This is a genomic window from Microbacterium sp. 67-17 (genome assembly GCF_001898325.1).
In the GTDB taxonomy this organism is placed as follows: domain Bacteria; phylum Actinomycetota; class Actinomycetes; order Actinomycetales; family Microbacteriaceae; genus Microbacterium; species Microbacterium schleiferi.
The window spans coordinates 32,176-45,277 of record NZ_MKTR01000016.1 but is presented as its reverse complement, the minus strand read 5'-3'; the positions used below and the strand labels follow the sequence as shown (position 1 = coordinate 45,277).

The window sequence follows — 13,102 nt, the reverse complement described above, 5'->3', positions numbered from 1 at the left end:
GTGGTCGGTTGGTCACGACGATGACAGGACATGCGCCAGCACGTCCAGAGCATCCTCGAGGAGGTCATCGCCGATGACCAGGGGTGGCAGGAAACGGATCACATTGCCGTAGGTCCCACAGGTGAGCATGAGCACGCCCTCATCGAGGGCCGCACGCACCACACGCGAGGTCAGGGCAGCATCCGGGTCCCCCGTGGCAGGGTCCACGAACTCGACCGCGATCATGGCTCCCTTCCCCCGGATGTCGCCGAGGCGCGGGTCGGATGCCTGGATCTCTCGCAGCCGCCGTTCGAGAACCTCACCGATGTGCCGCGCGCGGGCCGACAGGTCCTCGGCCTCGTAGACCTCGATGGCAGCGAGGGCGGCGGCGCAGGCAACGGGGTTGCCGCCGTAGGTCCCGCCGAGGCCACCCGTGTGCGAGGCATCCATGATCTCGGCCCGTCCGGTGACGGCAGCAAGCGGCAGCCCACCGGCGATGCCCTTGGCCGTCGTGATGAGGTCGGGGACGATACCGAACAGGTCGCTCGCGAACATCGCGCCGGTGCGGGCAAAGCCTGTCTGGATCTCGTCCGCGATCAGGACGACCCCGTTGGCGTTCGCCCACTCCTGCAGGGCGGGAAGGAAGCCGTCTGCGGGAACGATGAACCCGCCCTCGCCCTGGATCGGCTCGATGATGATCGCCGCGACATCCGTCACCCCGACGTGCTTTTCGATGACACCGATCGCCCGCTTGGCCGCCGCAGCACCGTCGAGCCCATCTCGGTACGGGTACGACATCGGCGCCCGGTAGATCTCCGGAGCGAACGGGCCGAATCCTGCCTTGTAGGGCATGTGTTTGGCGGTGAGGGCCATCGTGAGATTCGTGCGGCCGTGGTAACCGTGATCGAAGGCGACGACGGCCTGGCGCCCCGTGTGCTTGCGGGCGATCTTGACCGCGTTCTCGACGGCCTCAGCACCCGAGTTGAACAGTGCGGTCTTCTTCTCGTGATCGCCCGGAGTGATGCGGTTGAGCGCCTCGGCCACGGCAACGTAGGGCTCGTAGGGCGCCACCATGAAACACGTGTGAGTGAACTGGGCTACCTGCTGTTGCACTGCCGCGACCACGGCGGGGTGCGCGTTGCCGATCGAGGTGACGGCGATTCCGGAGCCGAGGTCCACGATCGAGTTCCCATCGGCATCCAGCAGGATGCCGCCGCCCGCCGCGACGATCGACAGCGGTGCGGTGTGCCCCACGCCCGCCGACACGGCAGCCGCCTTGCGGGTCATGAGCTCCTGCGAGCGCGGTCCCGGAATGGACGTGACGAGGCGCCGCTCCTGCGGGAGGGAGGGGCCGCCGAGCGGGACCGTGAGGCTATCGAGTTGGCTCATGTCGTGAGGATAGCTGGACGATCGATCGCGCGCGACCCGTGCAACTCGAACGTCGGAATCCGTCGTCGATGGCCACTTACGCGACGGCTCCCGTCGTGGGAGAATCATTGCGTGATTAATGGCGGCGTGTCGTGGTGGTGGCGAGACATCGGCGGGACGCCACCGCCGCGTGAACCGCTTCCTGGCGACCTCGCGCTCGATGTCTGCATCGTCGGTGCCGGGTACACCGGACTATGGACGGCGTATTACCTCAAGCAGGCCCAGCCGGACCTGCGCGTCGGTGTGATCGAGCAGAGCTTCGCCGGCTTCGGAGCGTCGGGCCGCAACGGTGGTTGGCTGACGAACTCGGTCACGGGAGGGCGGGGGCACTACGTCGCCCGCTACGGACGGGATGCCGCGATCGCGCAGCAGCGGGCGCTCAACGACACCGTTAGCGAGGTGATCGAGATCGCACGCCGCGAGGGCATCGACTCCGACATCATCAGGGGCGGCGAACTCGAGATCGCCCGCACCCCCGCGCAGCTCGCCCGGCTTCGGAAGAGGGCTGCCGAAGAACTGTCATGGCCGCACACCGACGTGCAAGAACTGGATGCCGCGGCCACGCGATCCCGTATCGACGTCGCCGGCGCACTGGGCGGGATCTGGCATCCGCACTGCGCACGCATCCACCCCGCGAAGCTCGCGGCGGGCCTTGCCGAGGCTGCGGAAAGGGCGGGGGTGAGGATCTTCGAGCAGACGACAGCTCGATCGATCGAACCCGGACGCGTCGAGACGGACCGGGGCACGGTCCGCGCGGATGCGGTCATCCGCGCCACCGAAGGCTTCACCGCGAACCTGCGTGGCGAGCACCGCACGTGGCTGCCGATGAACTCATCGATGATCGTCACCGAGCCGCTGCCTGCCGGGGCATGGGACGCGATCGGTTGGTCGGGGCGAGAAACTCTCGGGGATTTCGCCCACGTCTATATGTACGCGCAGCGAACTGCTGACGATCGCATCGCGTTCGGGGGTCGAGGCGTCCCGTATCGGTACGGATCCCGCGTCGATACGAACGGACTGACGCAGGAGCGCACGATCCGCTCTCTCACCGATCTCTTGCACGACTTCTTCCCGGCCACCCGCGGTGTGCCCCTCGCCCATGCGTGGGCCGGTGTGCTCGGCGTGCCGCGCGACTGGTCGGCGACCGTCGGCTTCGACCTGGCGACGGGCCTTGGCTGGGCAGGCGGCTACGTCGGAACGGGCGTGACGGCAACCAATCTCGCCGGACGCACGCTCGCCGACCTGGTGCTGCGCCGTGACACCGATCTCACGCGGCTTCCCTGGGTGGGGCATCGCGCAAAGCGGTGGGAGATCGAACCGCTGCGGTGGACAGCCGTGAACGCCATCTATGCCGCATACCGCGGCGCCGACCGGCTCGAAGCCCGCGGCGGATCACGGACATCTGTTCTGGCGCGGGTGGCCGACCTCATCGCCGGGCGCTGATTCCGCCCGGCTCAGTCGGGTGCGTGAGCCTCGAGGAACTCGTACACGTCTGTGGTGTCCACGCCCGGGAATGCCCCGGTGGGGAGCGTGGCGAGCAGCGTGCGCGGGGTGCGCACGTTCGGCCAGGAATGACCGCGCCAGGATGACTCGAGTTCTGCCGGCGCACGGCGACAGCACACCTCCACCGAGTGCCGGGAGACGCCACGATTGGTGGTCTCGCGCCCGATGAACCATTTGGTGTCGTCGAAGCGCACGCCCACGCTGATCGAATGGAGCCCCTCGGAGGAGGGCTCGACGCGGGCCGTGCACCAGTAGGTGCCGTTCCCGGTATCGGTGTACTGGAAGTACGGATTGAATCGGTCGGGGATGTCGAAGACGACGCGGCTCGTCCACTTGCGACAGCACATCTGCCCCTCGATGGAGCCGAACCGGTCGGTCGGGAAGTTCACGTCATCGTTTTCGTAGGCCTTGGTGATCGTGCCCGACTCATGAACCTTCAGAAAGTGAACGGGTAGGTCAAGGTGGACCGTCGCGAGATTGGTGAAGCGGTGAGCGGCAGTCTCGTACGAGACCGAGTACGCGTCCCGCAGGTCTTCGATGGAGAGGGCTCGGTGAGACTTGGCCTCCTGCAGGAAAGGAACGACGTCGGCCTCCGGCATCAGAAGCGCCCCCGTCAGATAGTTGATCTCCACGCGCTGGCGAAGGAAGTCGCCGTAGCTCGCGGGCTCGTCGTGCCCCAGGATGCGGCTCGCTAGCGACTGCAGCACCGCGGTGCGGGCATCCCGTTTGCTCGCGATCGTGCTCGATAGGTAGAGCCGGCCGTGCTTGAGATCCAGAACGCTGCGGGTGGTGAGGGGCACATCAGAGACGTAGTGAATCGTGAACCCGAGGTGGGCGGCGATGTCGGATGCCGTGCGCTGGGTGAGCGGGCCTCCGGTGTGCCCGACGGCGGCAAGCAGGTCGCGGGCGTGAGCTTCGAGGTCAGCGAAGTAGTTCTGCTGACTGGTCATGAGTCGGCGCAGGGACAGGTTCGCGCGGCGCGCCACTTCCGGTGTGGCTGCCCGTTCGTCCCGCAACCGCTCGATCTCGCCCTGCAACGCAAGCATCGCCGCGAGCACCTCGTCGGGGAGGGAGCGACCGATGCGGAAGGGGGAGATTCCGAGCGCCTGGAAGGTTGGCCCCCGCATCGCCCGCTCGAGGGAGACCTCCATCGTTGCGCGCTCATCCAGCGGCTCGGATTCCAGCAGCGCGTCCAGATTCGTCCCGAGAGCGCGCGCGATCGTGCGCAGCAGCGTGAGCTTGGGCTCTCGCTTTCCGTTCTCGATCATCGACAGCTGGCTCGGGGCACGGTCGACCAGCGCCGCCAGGTCGTCGAGGGTCATTCCCCGCTCGGTACGCAACTGGCGGATGCGCCTGCCGATCGTGAGGGTGTCGATGACATCGTCGTCATCCGTTGTGGTCGTCGGAACGGAGTCTTCCGACGCAGCAAGGCTGGTCATGTCGCCAATTCTGTCACATATGCAGAATTTCGCGCGATCTTCACACGGATTCTGGCCTACTGAGCACTGAAACTTCACGGAGAGTAGGTGCACGACGACCAAGACCGGCGTCGATCCACCGGATGACGAAGCCGGCGGATGAGAGATCAGACAGGACGGATGCGCCATGACTGCAACCACGACCCCGATGCCCGCCCGGACGGCTCCCGTGCCGACCTCGAGCGCCGCGGCGGTGCTCGAGGTCGTCGGGCCGATCCGTGACCGATACGACGAGATCCTCACGCCCGACGCCCTCGCGTTCCTGACCGAGCTGCACTCCCGGTTCTCGGCTCGCCGCCACGACCGCCTGGCCGACCGGATGCGCCGCCGGTTCGAGATCGGCAACGGCCACGACCCGCAGTTCCGCGACGACACCGCGCACATCCGTCACGACGACGAGTGGCGGGTCGCAGGCGCCGGCCCCGGCCTCGAAGACCGGCGCGTCGAGATCACCGGCCCCACCGATCCGAAGATGACGATCAACGCATTGAACTCGGGAGCGAAGGTGTGGCTCGCCGACCAGGAGGACGCCACCAGCCCCACCTGGAAGAACGTGATCGAGGGTCAGCTGAGCCTGTACGACGCGATCCGCGGGCAACTGCGGTACACGAATCCCGAGGGAAAGACGTACGAGGTCACGGCCGAACAGACCCCCACGATCGTGATGCGCCCGCGCGGCTGGCACCTGATCGAAAAGCACCTGCGCTACACCGACCGCACCGGGCGCACGATGGATGCCTCGGGTTCGCTCGTGGATTTCGGGCTCTACTTCTTCCACAACGCGAAGCAGCTGATCGAGAACGGCGTGGGTCCGTACTTCTACATCGCCAAGCTCGAGTCAGCGGAAGAAGCCAAGCTCTGGGACGACGTGTTCACGTTCAGCGAGCGATACCTCGGCATCGAGCACGGCACGATCCGAGCAACGGTGCTGATCGAGACCCTGCCTGCCGCGTTCGAGATGGAGGAGATCCTTTTCGAGATGCGGGACCACATCGCTGGCCTGAACGCTGGGCGCTGGGACTACATCTTCTCGATCATCAAGAACTACCGCGGCCGTGGCGCACGGTTCGTCCTTCCGGACCGCAGCGAGGTGACCATGACGGTGCCCTTCATGCGCGCCTACACGGAGCTGCTCGTGAAGACCTGCCACAAGCGGGGAGCGTTCGCGATCGGAGGCATGAGCGCGTTCATTCCCAACCGCCGCGACCCGGAGGTCACCGAGCGTGCCTTCGAGAAGGTGGCCGCCGACAAGAAGCGCGAGGCCGGCGACGGGTTCGACGGCACGTGGGTGGCCCACCCCGACCTCATCCCCGTCGCTCGGGCCGAGTTCGACGCCGTGCTCGGCGACCGGCCCAACCAGCTCGACCGGCAGCGCCCCGAGGTGTCGGTACGCGCCGCTGACCTGATCGACGTGCACATCGGTCGCCCGATCACGGCATCCGGTGTCTACGGCAACGTGTCGGTAGCGATCCGCTACATCGAAGCGTGGCTGCGCGGGCTCGGTGCCGTCGCCATCGACAACCTCATGGAAGATGCCGCAACGGCTGAGATCAGCCGCTCGCAGATCTGGCAGTGGATCCACCAGGACCGCACCACCGACGACGGCACGCCCATCACCCGCGAGTACGTCGAGGGCCTCATCACACAGGTGCGGGGTGAGGTGACTCGCTTCGAGGGCGACCGATTCGACGACGCGGCGGCGATCTTCCGCGAGGTGGCGCTCGGAAGCGACTTCCCCGCCTTCCTCACCCTCCCCGCCTATTCGCGCTACTTGGTCGAGACCGACTGACTGCGCCCGAGACCGACGACGAAGGACAAGACATGACCACCTACCAGGACGACATCGCCGCCATCCGGGAGCTCAAGAACCGGCACGGTTCCAGCTGGGATGCCATCAGCCCCGAGTCCGTGGCACGGATGCGGGCACAGAACCGGTTCCGCACCGGCCTTGAGATCGCCCAGTACACCGCCGACATCATGCGCCGCGACATGGCCGAGTATGACGCCGACTCCTCGCTGTACACGCAGTCGCTCGGCGTCTGGCACGGCTTCATCGGGCAGCAGAAGCTGATCTCGATCAAGAAGCACCTCAAGAGCACGAACAAGCGCTACCTCTACCTCTCGGGGTGGATGGTCGCAGCGTTGCGCTCGGAGTTCGGGCCGCTGCCTGACCAGTCGATGCACGAGAAGACCGCGGTGCCCGCGCTGATCGAGGAGCTCTACACGTTCCTGCGCCAGGCCGACGCGCGCGAGCTTGACCTGCTGTTCACCAAGCTGGATGCCGCGCGGTCGGCCGGCGATGACACAGCGGCGGAGTTCATCCAGTCCCAGATCGACACCTACGAGACCCACGTGGTGCCGATCATCGCCGACATCGACGCCGGATTCGGTAACCCCGAGGCGACGTACCTGCTGGCCAAGAAGATGATCGAGGCCGGTGCCTGCGCGATCCAGATCGAGAACCAGGTCTCGGACGAGAAGCAGTGCGGTCACCAGGACGGCAAGGTGACGGTTCCCCACGAGGACTTCATCGCCAAGCTCACCGCGGTGCGCTACGCGTTCCTGGAGCTAGGCATCGACAACGGCATCATCGTGGCGCGCACCGACTCGCTCGGCGCAGGGCTCACACAGAAGCTCGCGGTCACGCACGCGCCCGGCGACCTCGGCGACCAGTACAACGCGTTCCTCGACGTCGAGGAGATCTCGGATGCCGACCTCGGCAACGGGGATGTCGTCATCAAGCGGGATGGCAAGCTCCTGCGTCCCAAGCGCCTGGCGAGCAACCTCTACCAGTTCCGCCCCGGGACGGGTGAGGCCCGCTGCGTGCTGGACTGCATCACGTCGCTGCGAAACGGCGCAGACCTGCTGTGGATCGAAACCGAGAAGCCCCACGTCGAGCAGATCGCGGGCATGGTGGATGCGATCCGCGAGGAGATCCCGAACGCGAAGCTGGTCTACAACAACAGCCCCTCGTTCAACTGGACGCTGAACTTCCGTCAGCAGGCCTACGACACCCTCGCCGCGGAAGGGAAGGATGTCTCGGCCTACGATCGGGCGGAGCTCATGAGCGTCGAGTACGACGACACCGAGCTCGGCCGGCTGGCCGACGAGAAGATCCGTACGTTCCAGCGGGATGGGTCAGCCCGGGCCGGAATCTTCCATCACCTCATCACCCTGCCGACCTACCACACAGCGGCCCTGTCGACCGATGATCTCTCGAAGGGATACTTCGGCGACGACGGGATGCTCGCCTACGTGCGGGGCGTGCAGCGCCGCGAGATCCGCGAGGGCATCGCGACCGTCAAGCACCAGAACATGGCAGGAAGCGACATCGGCGACAACCACAAGGAGTACTTCGCCGGCGACGCTGCCCTCAAAGCGGGTGGGCAGCACAACACGATGAACCAGTTCAGCTGATCATCGAGAAGACACGGATGCCTCGGACGACGCCGTCCGAGGCATCCGTCATTCGTGGGGCGCCGTCCCGTTCAGGAGACGCCGCGAGCGCAGTCCGCGCAGGTGCCCACGAGCGAGCTCTGCGCGGGCTCAAGCGCGAAGCCGTTCGCGTTCCGGGCCGATCGAGCCGCCGAGGCAAGCAAATCGGCTGGCAGCGCGACGACGACCCCGCACGAGCGGCAGACCCCGTGAAGGTGCGCGTGCCGGTCTTCCCCGGTGGCGAGGTGATAGCCGGTCGAACCCTGCCCAACCGGACGCGTGGTGACCACCCCCAGGCTGTCGAGCATCTCGAGCGTGCGGTAGACCGTAGCCCGATGGATGCCGAGGTCAGCGACAGCACCCGCGATCTGCTCCGCCGTGCGGTGCTCATGCTCGGCCGCGAGCACCCCGATGACGGCGCGACGTGCTGCCGTGATGCGCTCGCCACGCTCGGAGAGCTGCGCCAGCGCGGCGTCGGCAAGGCTCACGGGAGCCTCCGCGTGGAGGTGCTCGTGGTCGTGTGGCGCACCCATTCGGCAATCGTGGCACACGCCCCTCCGAATGGCGGCACGGCGGAGATTTCGACTCTTGTGTAATGCGACTGAGTCGCAATAGTGTGAGCGCAATCCCAAACCGCATGGTCACCCGAGGAGGGCCGATGCACGTACCCGACGGATTCCTCAGCGTGCCGGTCTCGATTGCTACGGGGGTCGTGGCGGCGGGAGCCATCGCCCTGGCGATCAAGAACTCACGCGCCGAGATGGCCGATGACCGCAAGGCCCCGATGGTGGGAATCGTCGCCACGGTGATCTTCGCCACACAGATGATCAACTTCCCCGTGGGCGCGGGAACGAGCGGCCACCTGTTGGGCGGTGCGCTGGCGGCCGTGCTGCTGGGTCCGTGGACAGCGGTGCTCGCGTTGAGTGCCGTGTTCATCGTCCAGGCCCTTCTGTTCGCCGACGGCGGGCTGACGGCCCTCGGGACCAACATCACGCTGATGGGGCTGGTGACGATCACCGTCGGCTGGTGGGTGTTCCGGGGCCTTGTCCGCGTGCTGCCTGCACACCGATGGGCCATCGCGGTGGCCGCAGGTATCGGTGGCCTGCTCTCTGTCCCCGCGTCGGCAATCGCGTTCGTCGGCCTGTTCGCGATCGGCGGTCAGGTGGCAGTGCCGATCGAGGCAGTCTTTGCTGCGATGGTCGGCTGGCACGCTCTCATCGGGATCGGCGAGGCGATCATCACCGGACTCATCGTCGCCGCCGTACTCGCTACTCGTCCAGACCTCGTATATGGAGCGCGCTTCCAGCGATCCGGAGCGACCCCGACCCGAGAGGCGGCACTGGTATGAGCACCTCCTCCGCCCCCTCAGGGCGCCGGATCTCCACACGCACCTTCACTCTCTGGGCTCTAGGCATCGCGCTGGTGATCGCGACGGTCGTCAGCATCTGGGCCTCATCAAACCCCGACGGGCTGGAGTTCGTCGCGGAGGCCGTCGGCTTCAGCAGCGCCGCGCAAGACAGTGCGACGGCGGGCTCACCCTTGGCCGACTACACAGTGGCCGGACTCGACGGGAACTGGCTGTCGATCCTCATCGTCGGTGTCGTCGGATGCGGCATCACCTTCGCTCTGGCGTGGCTTCTCGGCCGTCTCGCACGGCGCGGCTGACACAGTGCGCCGGATAAGGGCGATGCGGTGAGCACGCTGGACTGGGGGCATCGCGAGGGAACCTCCCTCCTGCACCGCGCCCCCGCACGGACGAAGTTAGTCGGGACGGTGGCCTTCGCCGCTGTCGTGGTCGCCACTCCCCGTGACTGGTTCCTCGCCTTCGCGGTGTACGCGCTGCTGGTGTTCTCAGCGCTGGTGATCGCGCGCGTGCCACCCCGGGTCGTGGCACGACGGATGACCATCGAGCTGCCCTTCGTCGTGTTCGCGCTGCTGCTTCCCTTCATCGCCACAGGGCCGACGATCGAGGTTGGTCCCTTCACGCTGGCTGTTGAGGGGCTCTGGGGCGCATGGGCGCTCCTGGCCAAGGCGACCCTCGCCGTGGGCGCCGCGACCGTCCTCATCTCGACCACCGAGCCACGGCGGATGGTGCAGGCGCTGGGTCAGCTCCGCCTCCCCGCGGTCCTCACCTCGATCATCGGCTTCATGATCCGCTACCTGGATCTCATCGTCGAGGAGACCCGGCGGATGCGCATCGCTCGCGAATCGCGGGGGTTCCGCGCTCGGGGCCTCGCGTCGTGGCGGATCATCGCGCAGGCCGCGGGATCGGTCATCGTGCGCTCCCACGCCCGCGGCGAGCGCGTCCACCTCGCGATGCTCTCGCGGGGTGGAGCCGGATGAGTTCGGCATCCGTATCGGTGCGCGGGGTCGGTTTCGCCTACCCCTCCGGAGCTCGCGTGCTGCACGAGGTCGACCTCGAGATCGCGGCCGGCGAGCGCGTCGCGGTACTCGGACCGAACGGAGCGGGCAAGACGACGCTCATGCTCCACCTCAATGGCATCCACCTTCCCGATCGTGGAGTCGTGGAGATCGGCGGAACGCCGGTGGGTCGAGGGGCGCTGCCCGAGATCCGCCGCCGGGTGGGCGTCGTCTTCCAAGACCCCGACGACCAGCTGTTTCTCCCGACGGTCGGGGAGGATGTCGCATTCGGCCCCGGAAACTATGGCGTGCGCGGACCCGAGCTGGAGTCGCGGGTCACCGAGGCTCTGACCCAGGTTGGACTCGAGCACCATCGAGACACGGCGCCCGGTCGGCTGTCGCTTGGCCAGCGACGCCGCGCGGCTATCGCAACGATCCTGTCGATGGATGTGGAGGTCATCGTGCTCGATGAACCGACCTCCAACCTCGACCCGAGGGCCCGGCGCGACCTGTCTGCGACCCTCGATGCACTCGACGCCACGATCATCGTGGTCACCCACGACCTCCCCTACGCCCTCGAGCTGTGCCCTCGGTCGGTGATCCTCGACGAGGGCCGAATCGTCGCCGACGGCTCGACGGTCGACATCCTCTCCGACGCCGACCTCCTGAGCGCGCACGGCCTCGAGCTGCCGTGGGGATTCGATCCGCGAGCGCCGCGTCCACCCCGTGACGCCGTGACCGGGCGCGGCTCGGCGCCAGGACAGGTCAGGATGCCGCGAGCCGAGCGTTGACCCGCGCGAGCTGGGCACCCACGCGATCCTCGAGCCCGCCGGCGGTGTCGCCGTCGAGGACTTCGGCTACCGCGCCCCAGTGGATGGCGACGCTCTCTCCCGCCGTCGCAGTGTCATCGAAGGGTACCGAGACATCGCGCTCGGCGTCAGCCTCGTCGGAGTCATCGAGCACGAGAACCCCTTCGCGGTAGACCAACCGCGGTCCGCGTACGCGCCAGTGCGTGGCATCCGTGTGCAGCACCGTGGCAGGCAGTATCGCGCACGACTCCAGAACCTCAACGGGCTCTGGCCGACCGGTGCTGAGCAACCGTGTCCAGGGGTAGACCCCAAAGACGTGGAAGGCGTGGTGAGGAGCCGCCTCGGCCGCCAGAGACTCGTCGAGATATGCCCAGTACGATCCGGCGCGCGGACCGATGATCGCGAGCAGCTCACGCCAGAAGACGGCGGGATCGATGGCGTCTCCCTCGACAGAACCCGTCCAGTACGCCCGCACCGCCCTCTCATCGAGCGGATCGCACGCGAGGAGGCTCCCGATGACCGTCAGATACGGCCAGGCACCCGAGAAGCGGGTAGCCGCCCCCCGGACGTCCACCCCAGCCCCCTCACCGCGCGCCACCTCCGCGAGCAGGGGTGCGCCATCGGGGCCGCAGTAGCCCTTCTCGTTCGGGTGGTACGCGTACCGCGCGAACAGTCGTTCCCCGTGCGGTCTCGAGTCGGCGCTCACACGCGGGCCACGGCCTGGGCCGCCTCCCGGTGGAGCCGACCGAAGTTGTAGTACGCGGCACAGGCCCCCTCGGGCGAGACCATGCAGGTACCGATCGGGGTCTCGGGGGTACACGCGGTGCCGAACACCTTGCACTCCCAGGGCTTGATCACGCCCCGCAGGACGCTGCCGCACTCGCAGGCCGGCGGGTCCTCCACCCGCACACCGGGCAGCGCGAACTTCTTCTCGGCGTCGAATCGTTCGTAGTCGGGGTGGATGCCGTACCCGGACCGAGGGATGTAGCCGAGGCCTCGCCACTCGAAGGTGTCGCGCACCGCGAAAACCTGCTGCATGAGCGCCAGTGCGGCAGGGTTCCCCTCGCGCCGCACCACCCGCGCGTACTGGTTCTCCACCTCGCAGCGGCCGTCCTCGAACTGCGCCAGCAACATCTCGACAGACTGCAGGATGTCGAGCGGCTCAAAGCCCGTCACCACGATGGGAAGCCCATACTCGGCGGGAATGAAGTCGAAGACCGTCGTTCCGACCACCGTCGAGACGTGTCCGGGGCCGATGAAGCCGTCGAGGTCGAGGTCGTCGGCATCCAGGATCGCGCGCAACGGCGGCTCGATCAGCACGTGGTTGCAGAAGATCGAGAAGTTCGTGACATTCAGCGCTGCAGCACGGGCGATCGTCACGGCGGTCGATGGGGCAGTCGTCTCGAAACCGACAGCGAAGAACACGACCTCTTTGTCGGGGTTGTCGATCGCGATCTTCAGGGCATCCAGCGGCGAGTACACGAAGCGAACGTCGGCGCCCGCTGCCTGCGCCTGCAGGAGGCTGCCCTCGGTGCCGGGCACGCGCATCATGTCACCGAAAGTCGTGAAGATCACTCCGGGGCGATGTGCGAGCCACACCGCGTCATCGACGCGCCCCATCGGGATGACGCACACCGGGCATCCGGGTCCGTGCACGAGTTGCACGGCCTCGGGAAGGAGGTGCTCGAGCCCGTGCCGATAGATCGTGTGGGTGTGACCGCCGCACACCTCCATGAACGACAGCGTGCGGCCGAGTCGCTGCGTCTGCGCCTCGATGACGCCGAGCAGCGACCGGGCTGCGGCGGGGTCGCGGAACTCATCGACGAAGCGCATCAGACGATCTCCGTTTCCATGAAGGCCTCGAGCTCTTCGTCGTAGGTTCGCCCGAGTTTTCGGATCTGATCGAGGGTGACATCGGCCTCGTGCTCGTCGATCTTGCTCATCGCGAAGCCGACGTGCACCAGCACCCAGTCCCCGACTCCGACATGCTCGTCGGCGAGCAGCCGCGTGGAGATGACGCGGCGAACACCACTGACCTCGACCGACGCGAGGTGTTCGTCGGCATCGACGACCTCGACGATCTCACCGGGGATTCCGAGACACATGGCT

13 protein-coding genes are annotated in these 13,102 nt (G+C 67.1%); 7 read left to right on the top strand and 6 right to left on the bottom strand.

Translation table 11 applies throughout. From position 1 onward, the window contains the following. Positions 1-12: 12 nt before the first annotated feature. On the bottom strand, positions 13-1,368 hold the full coding sequence (gabT, locus tag BGO47_RS07385; RefSeq protein ID WP_292710054.1) for a 4-aminobutyrate--2-oxoglutarate transaminase: 1,356 nt from the start codon (positions 1,366-1,368) through the stop codon (positions 13-15). Positions 1,369-1,479: 111 nt separating this feature from the next. On the opposite strand from gabT, the gene BGO47_RS07380 reads away from it, so the two are divergent. Continuing rightward, positions 1,480-2,850 carry an FAD-binding oxidoreductase gene (locus BGO47_RS07380; RefSeq protein WP_292710052.1) on the top strand — a complete coding sequence of 457 codons (1,371 nt, stop codon included), beginning with the start codon at positions 1,480-1,482 and terminating at the stop codon, positions 2,848-2,850. Between the two features lie 11 nt (positions 2,851-2,861). Here BGO47_RS07380 and BGO47_RS07375 read toward each other — a convergent pair whose 3' ends face one another. Next, positions 2,862-4,349, bottom strand: a complete 1,488-nt coding sequence (locus tag BGO47_RS07375; RefSeq protein WP_292710050.1) for a helix-turn-helix transcriptional regulator — start codon at positions 4,347-4,349, stop codon at positions 2,862-2,864. Between the two features lie 187 nt (positions 4,350-4,536). Here BGO47_RS07375 and aceB point away from each other — a divergent pair, with 187 nt between their 5' ends. Continuing rightward, complete coding sequence (aceB, locus tag BGO47_RS07370) at positions 4,537-6,177, top strand: malate synthase A (RefSeq protein ID WP_292710300.1); 1,641 nt, start codon at positions 4,537-4,539, stop codon at positions 6,175-6,177. Positions 6,178-6,209: 32 nt separating this feature from the next. Then, on the top strand, positions 6,210-7,805 hold the full coding sequence (locus tag BGO47_RS07365; protein ID WP_292710048.1) for an isocitrate lyase: 1,596 nt from the start codon (positions 6,210-6,212) through the stop codon (positions 7,803-7,805). A gap of 71 nt (positions 7,806-7,876) precedes the next feature. On the opposite strand, the gene BGO47_RS07360 is transcribed toward BGO47_RS07365, so the two are convergent. Continuing rightward, positions 7,877-8,356 carry a transcriptional repressor gene (locus tag BGO47_RS07360; RefSeq protein WP_292710046.1) on the bottom strand — a complete coding sequence of 160 codons (480 nt, stop codon included), beginning with the start codon at positions 8,354-8,356 and terminating at the stop codon, positions 7,877-7,879. 125 nt (positions 8,357-8,481) lie between these two features. Between BGO47_RS07360 and BGO47_RS07355 the strand changes: the two genes are divergently transcribed. From BGO47_RS07355 to BGO47_RS07340, 4 genes are read left to right on the top strand one after another with little or no spacing between them, the layout of a single operon-like run. Next, positions 8,482-9,171, top strand: coding sequence for an energy-coupling factor ABC transporter permease (locus BGO47_RS07355; RefSeq protein ID WP_292710044.1), 690 nt, complete (start codon positions 8,482-8,484; stop codon positions 9,169-9,171). Next, positions 9,168-9,488, top strand: a complete 321-nt coding sequence (locus BGO47_RS07350; protein WP_292710042.1) for a PDGLE domain-containing protein — start codon at positions 9,168-9,170, stop codon at positions 9,486-9,488. Before BGO47_RS07355 ends, BGO47_RS07350 begins: the two co-directional genes overlap by 4 nt. A gap of 27 nt (positions 9,489-9,515) precedes the next feature. Continuing rightward, complete coding sequence (gene cbiQ, locus BGO47_RS07345) at positions 9,516-10,166, top strand: cobalt ECF transporter T component CbiQ (RefSeq protein ID WP_292710040.1); 651 nt, start codon at positions 9,516-9,518, stop codon at positions 10,164-10,166. Next, entirely contained in the window at positions 10,163-10,975 is an 813-nt protein-coding gene (locus tag BGO47_RS07340; RefSeq protein ID WP_292710038.1) for an ABC transporter ATP-binding protein, read from the top strand. Before cbiQ ends, BGO47_RS07340 begins: the two co-directional genes overlap by 4 nt. On the opposite strand, the gene BGO47_RS07335 is transcribed toward BGO47_RS07340, so the two are convergent. The 3 genes from BGO47_RS07335 to BGO47_RS07325 are packed head-to-tail and all read right to left on the bottom strand — an operon-like array spanning position 10,950 to position 13,098. Beyond that, positions 10,950-11,699 carry a DUF6390 family protein gene (locus BGO47_RS07335; protein ID WP_292710036.1) on the bottom strand — a complete coding sequence of 250 codons (750 nt, stop codon included), beginning with the start codon at positions 11,697-11,699 and terminating at the stop codon, positions 10,950-10,952. The two genes, BGO47_RS07340 and BGO47_RS07335, sit on opposite strands and share 26 nt — an antisense overlap. Continuing rightward, positions 11,696-12,826 (bottom strand): hydrogenase formation protein HypD, encoded by a 1,131-nt coding sequence (gene hypD, locus BGO47_RS07330; protein WP_292710034.1) that lies wholly within the window; start codon positions 12,824-12,826, stop codon positions 11,696-11,698. Before hypD ends, BGO47_RS07335 begins: the two co-directional genes overlap by 4 nt. Then, on the bottom strand, positions 12,826-13,098 hold the full coding sequence (locus BGO47_RS07325) for a HypC/HybG/HupF family hydrogenase formation chaperone (RefSeq protein ID WP_292710032.1): 273 nt from the start codon (positions 13,096-13,098) through the stop codon (positions 12,826-12,828). The genes hypD and BGO47_RS07325 overlap by 1 nt, the downstream gene beginning before the upstream one ends. Between the last annotated feature and the right edge of the window lie 4 nt (positions 13,099-13,102).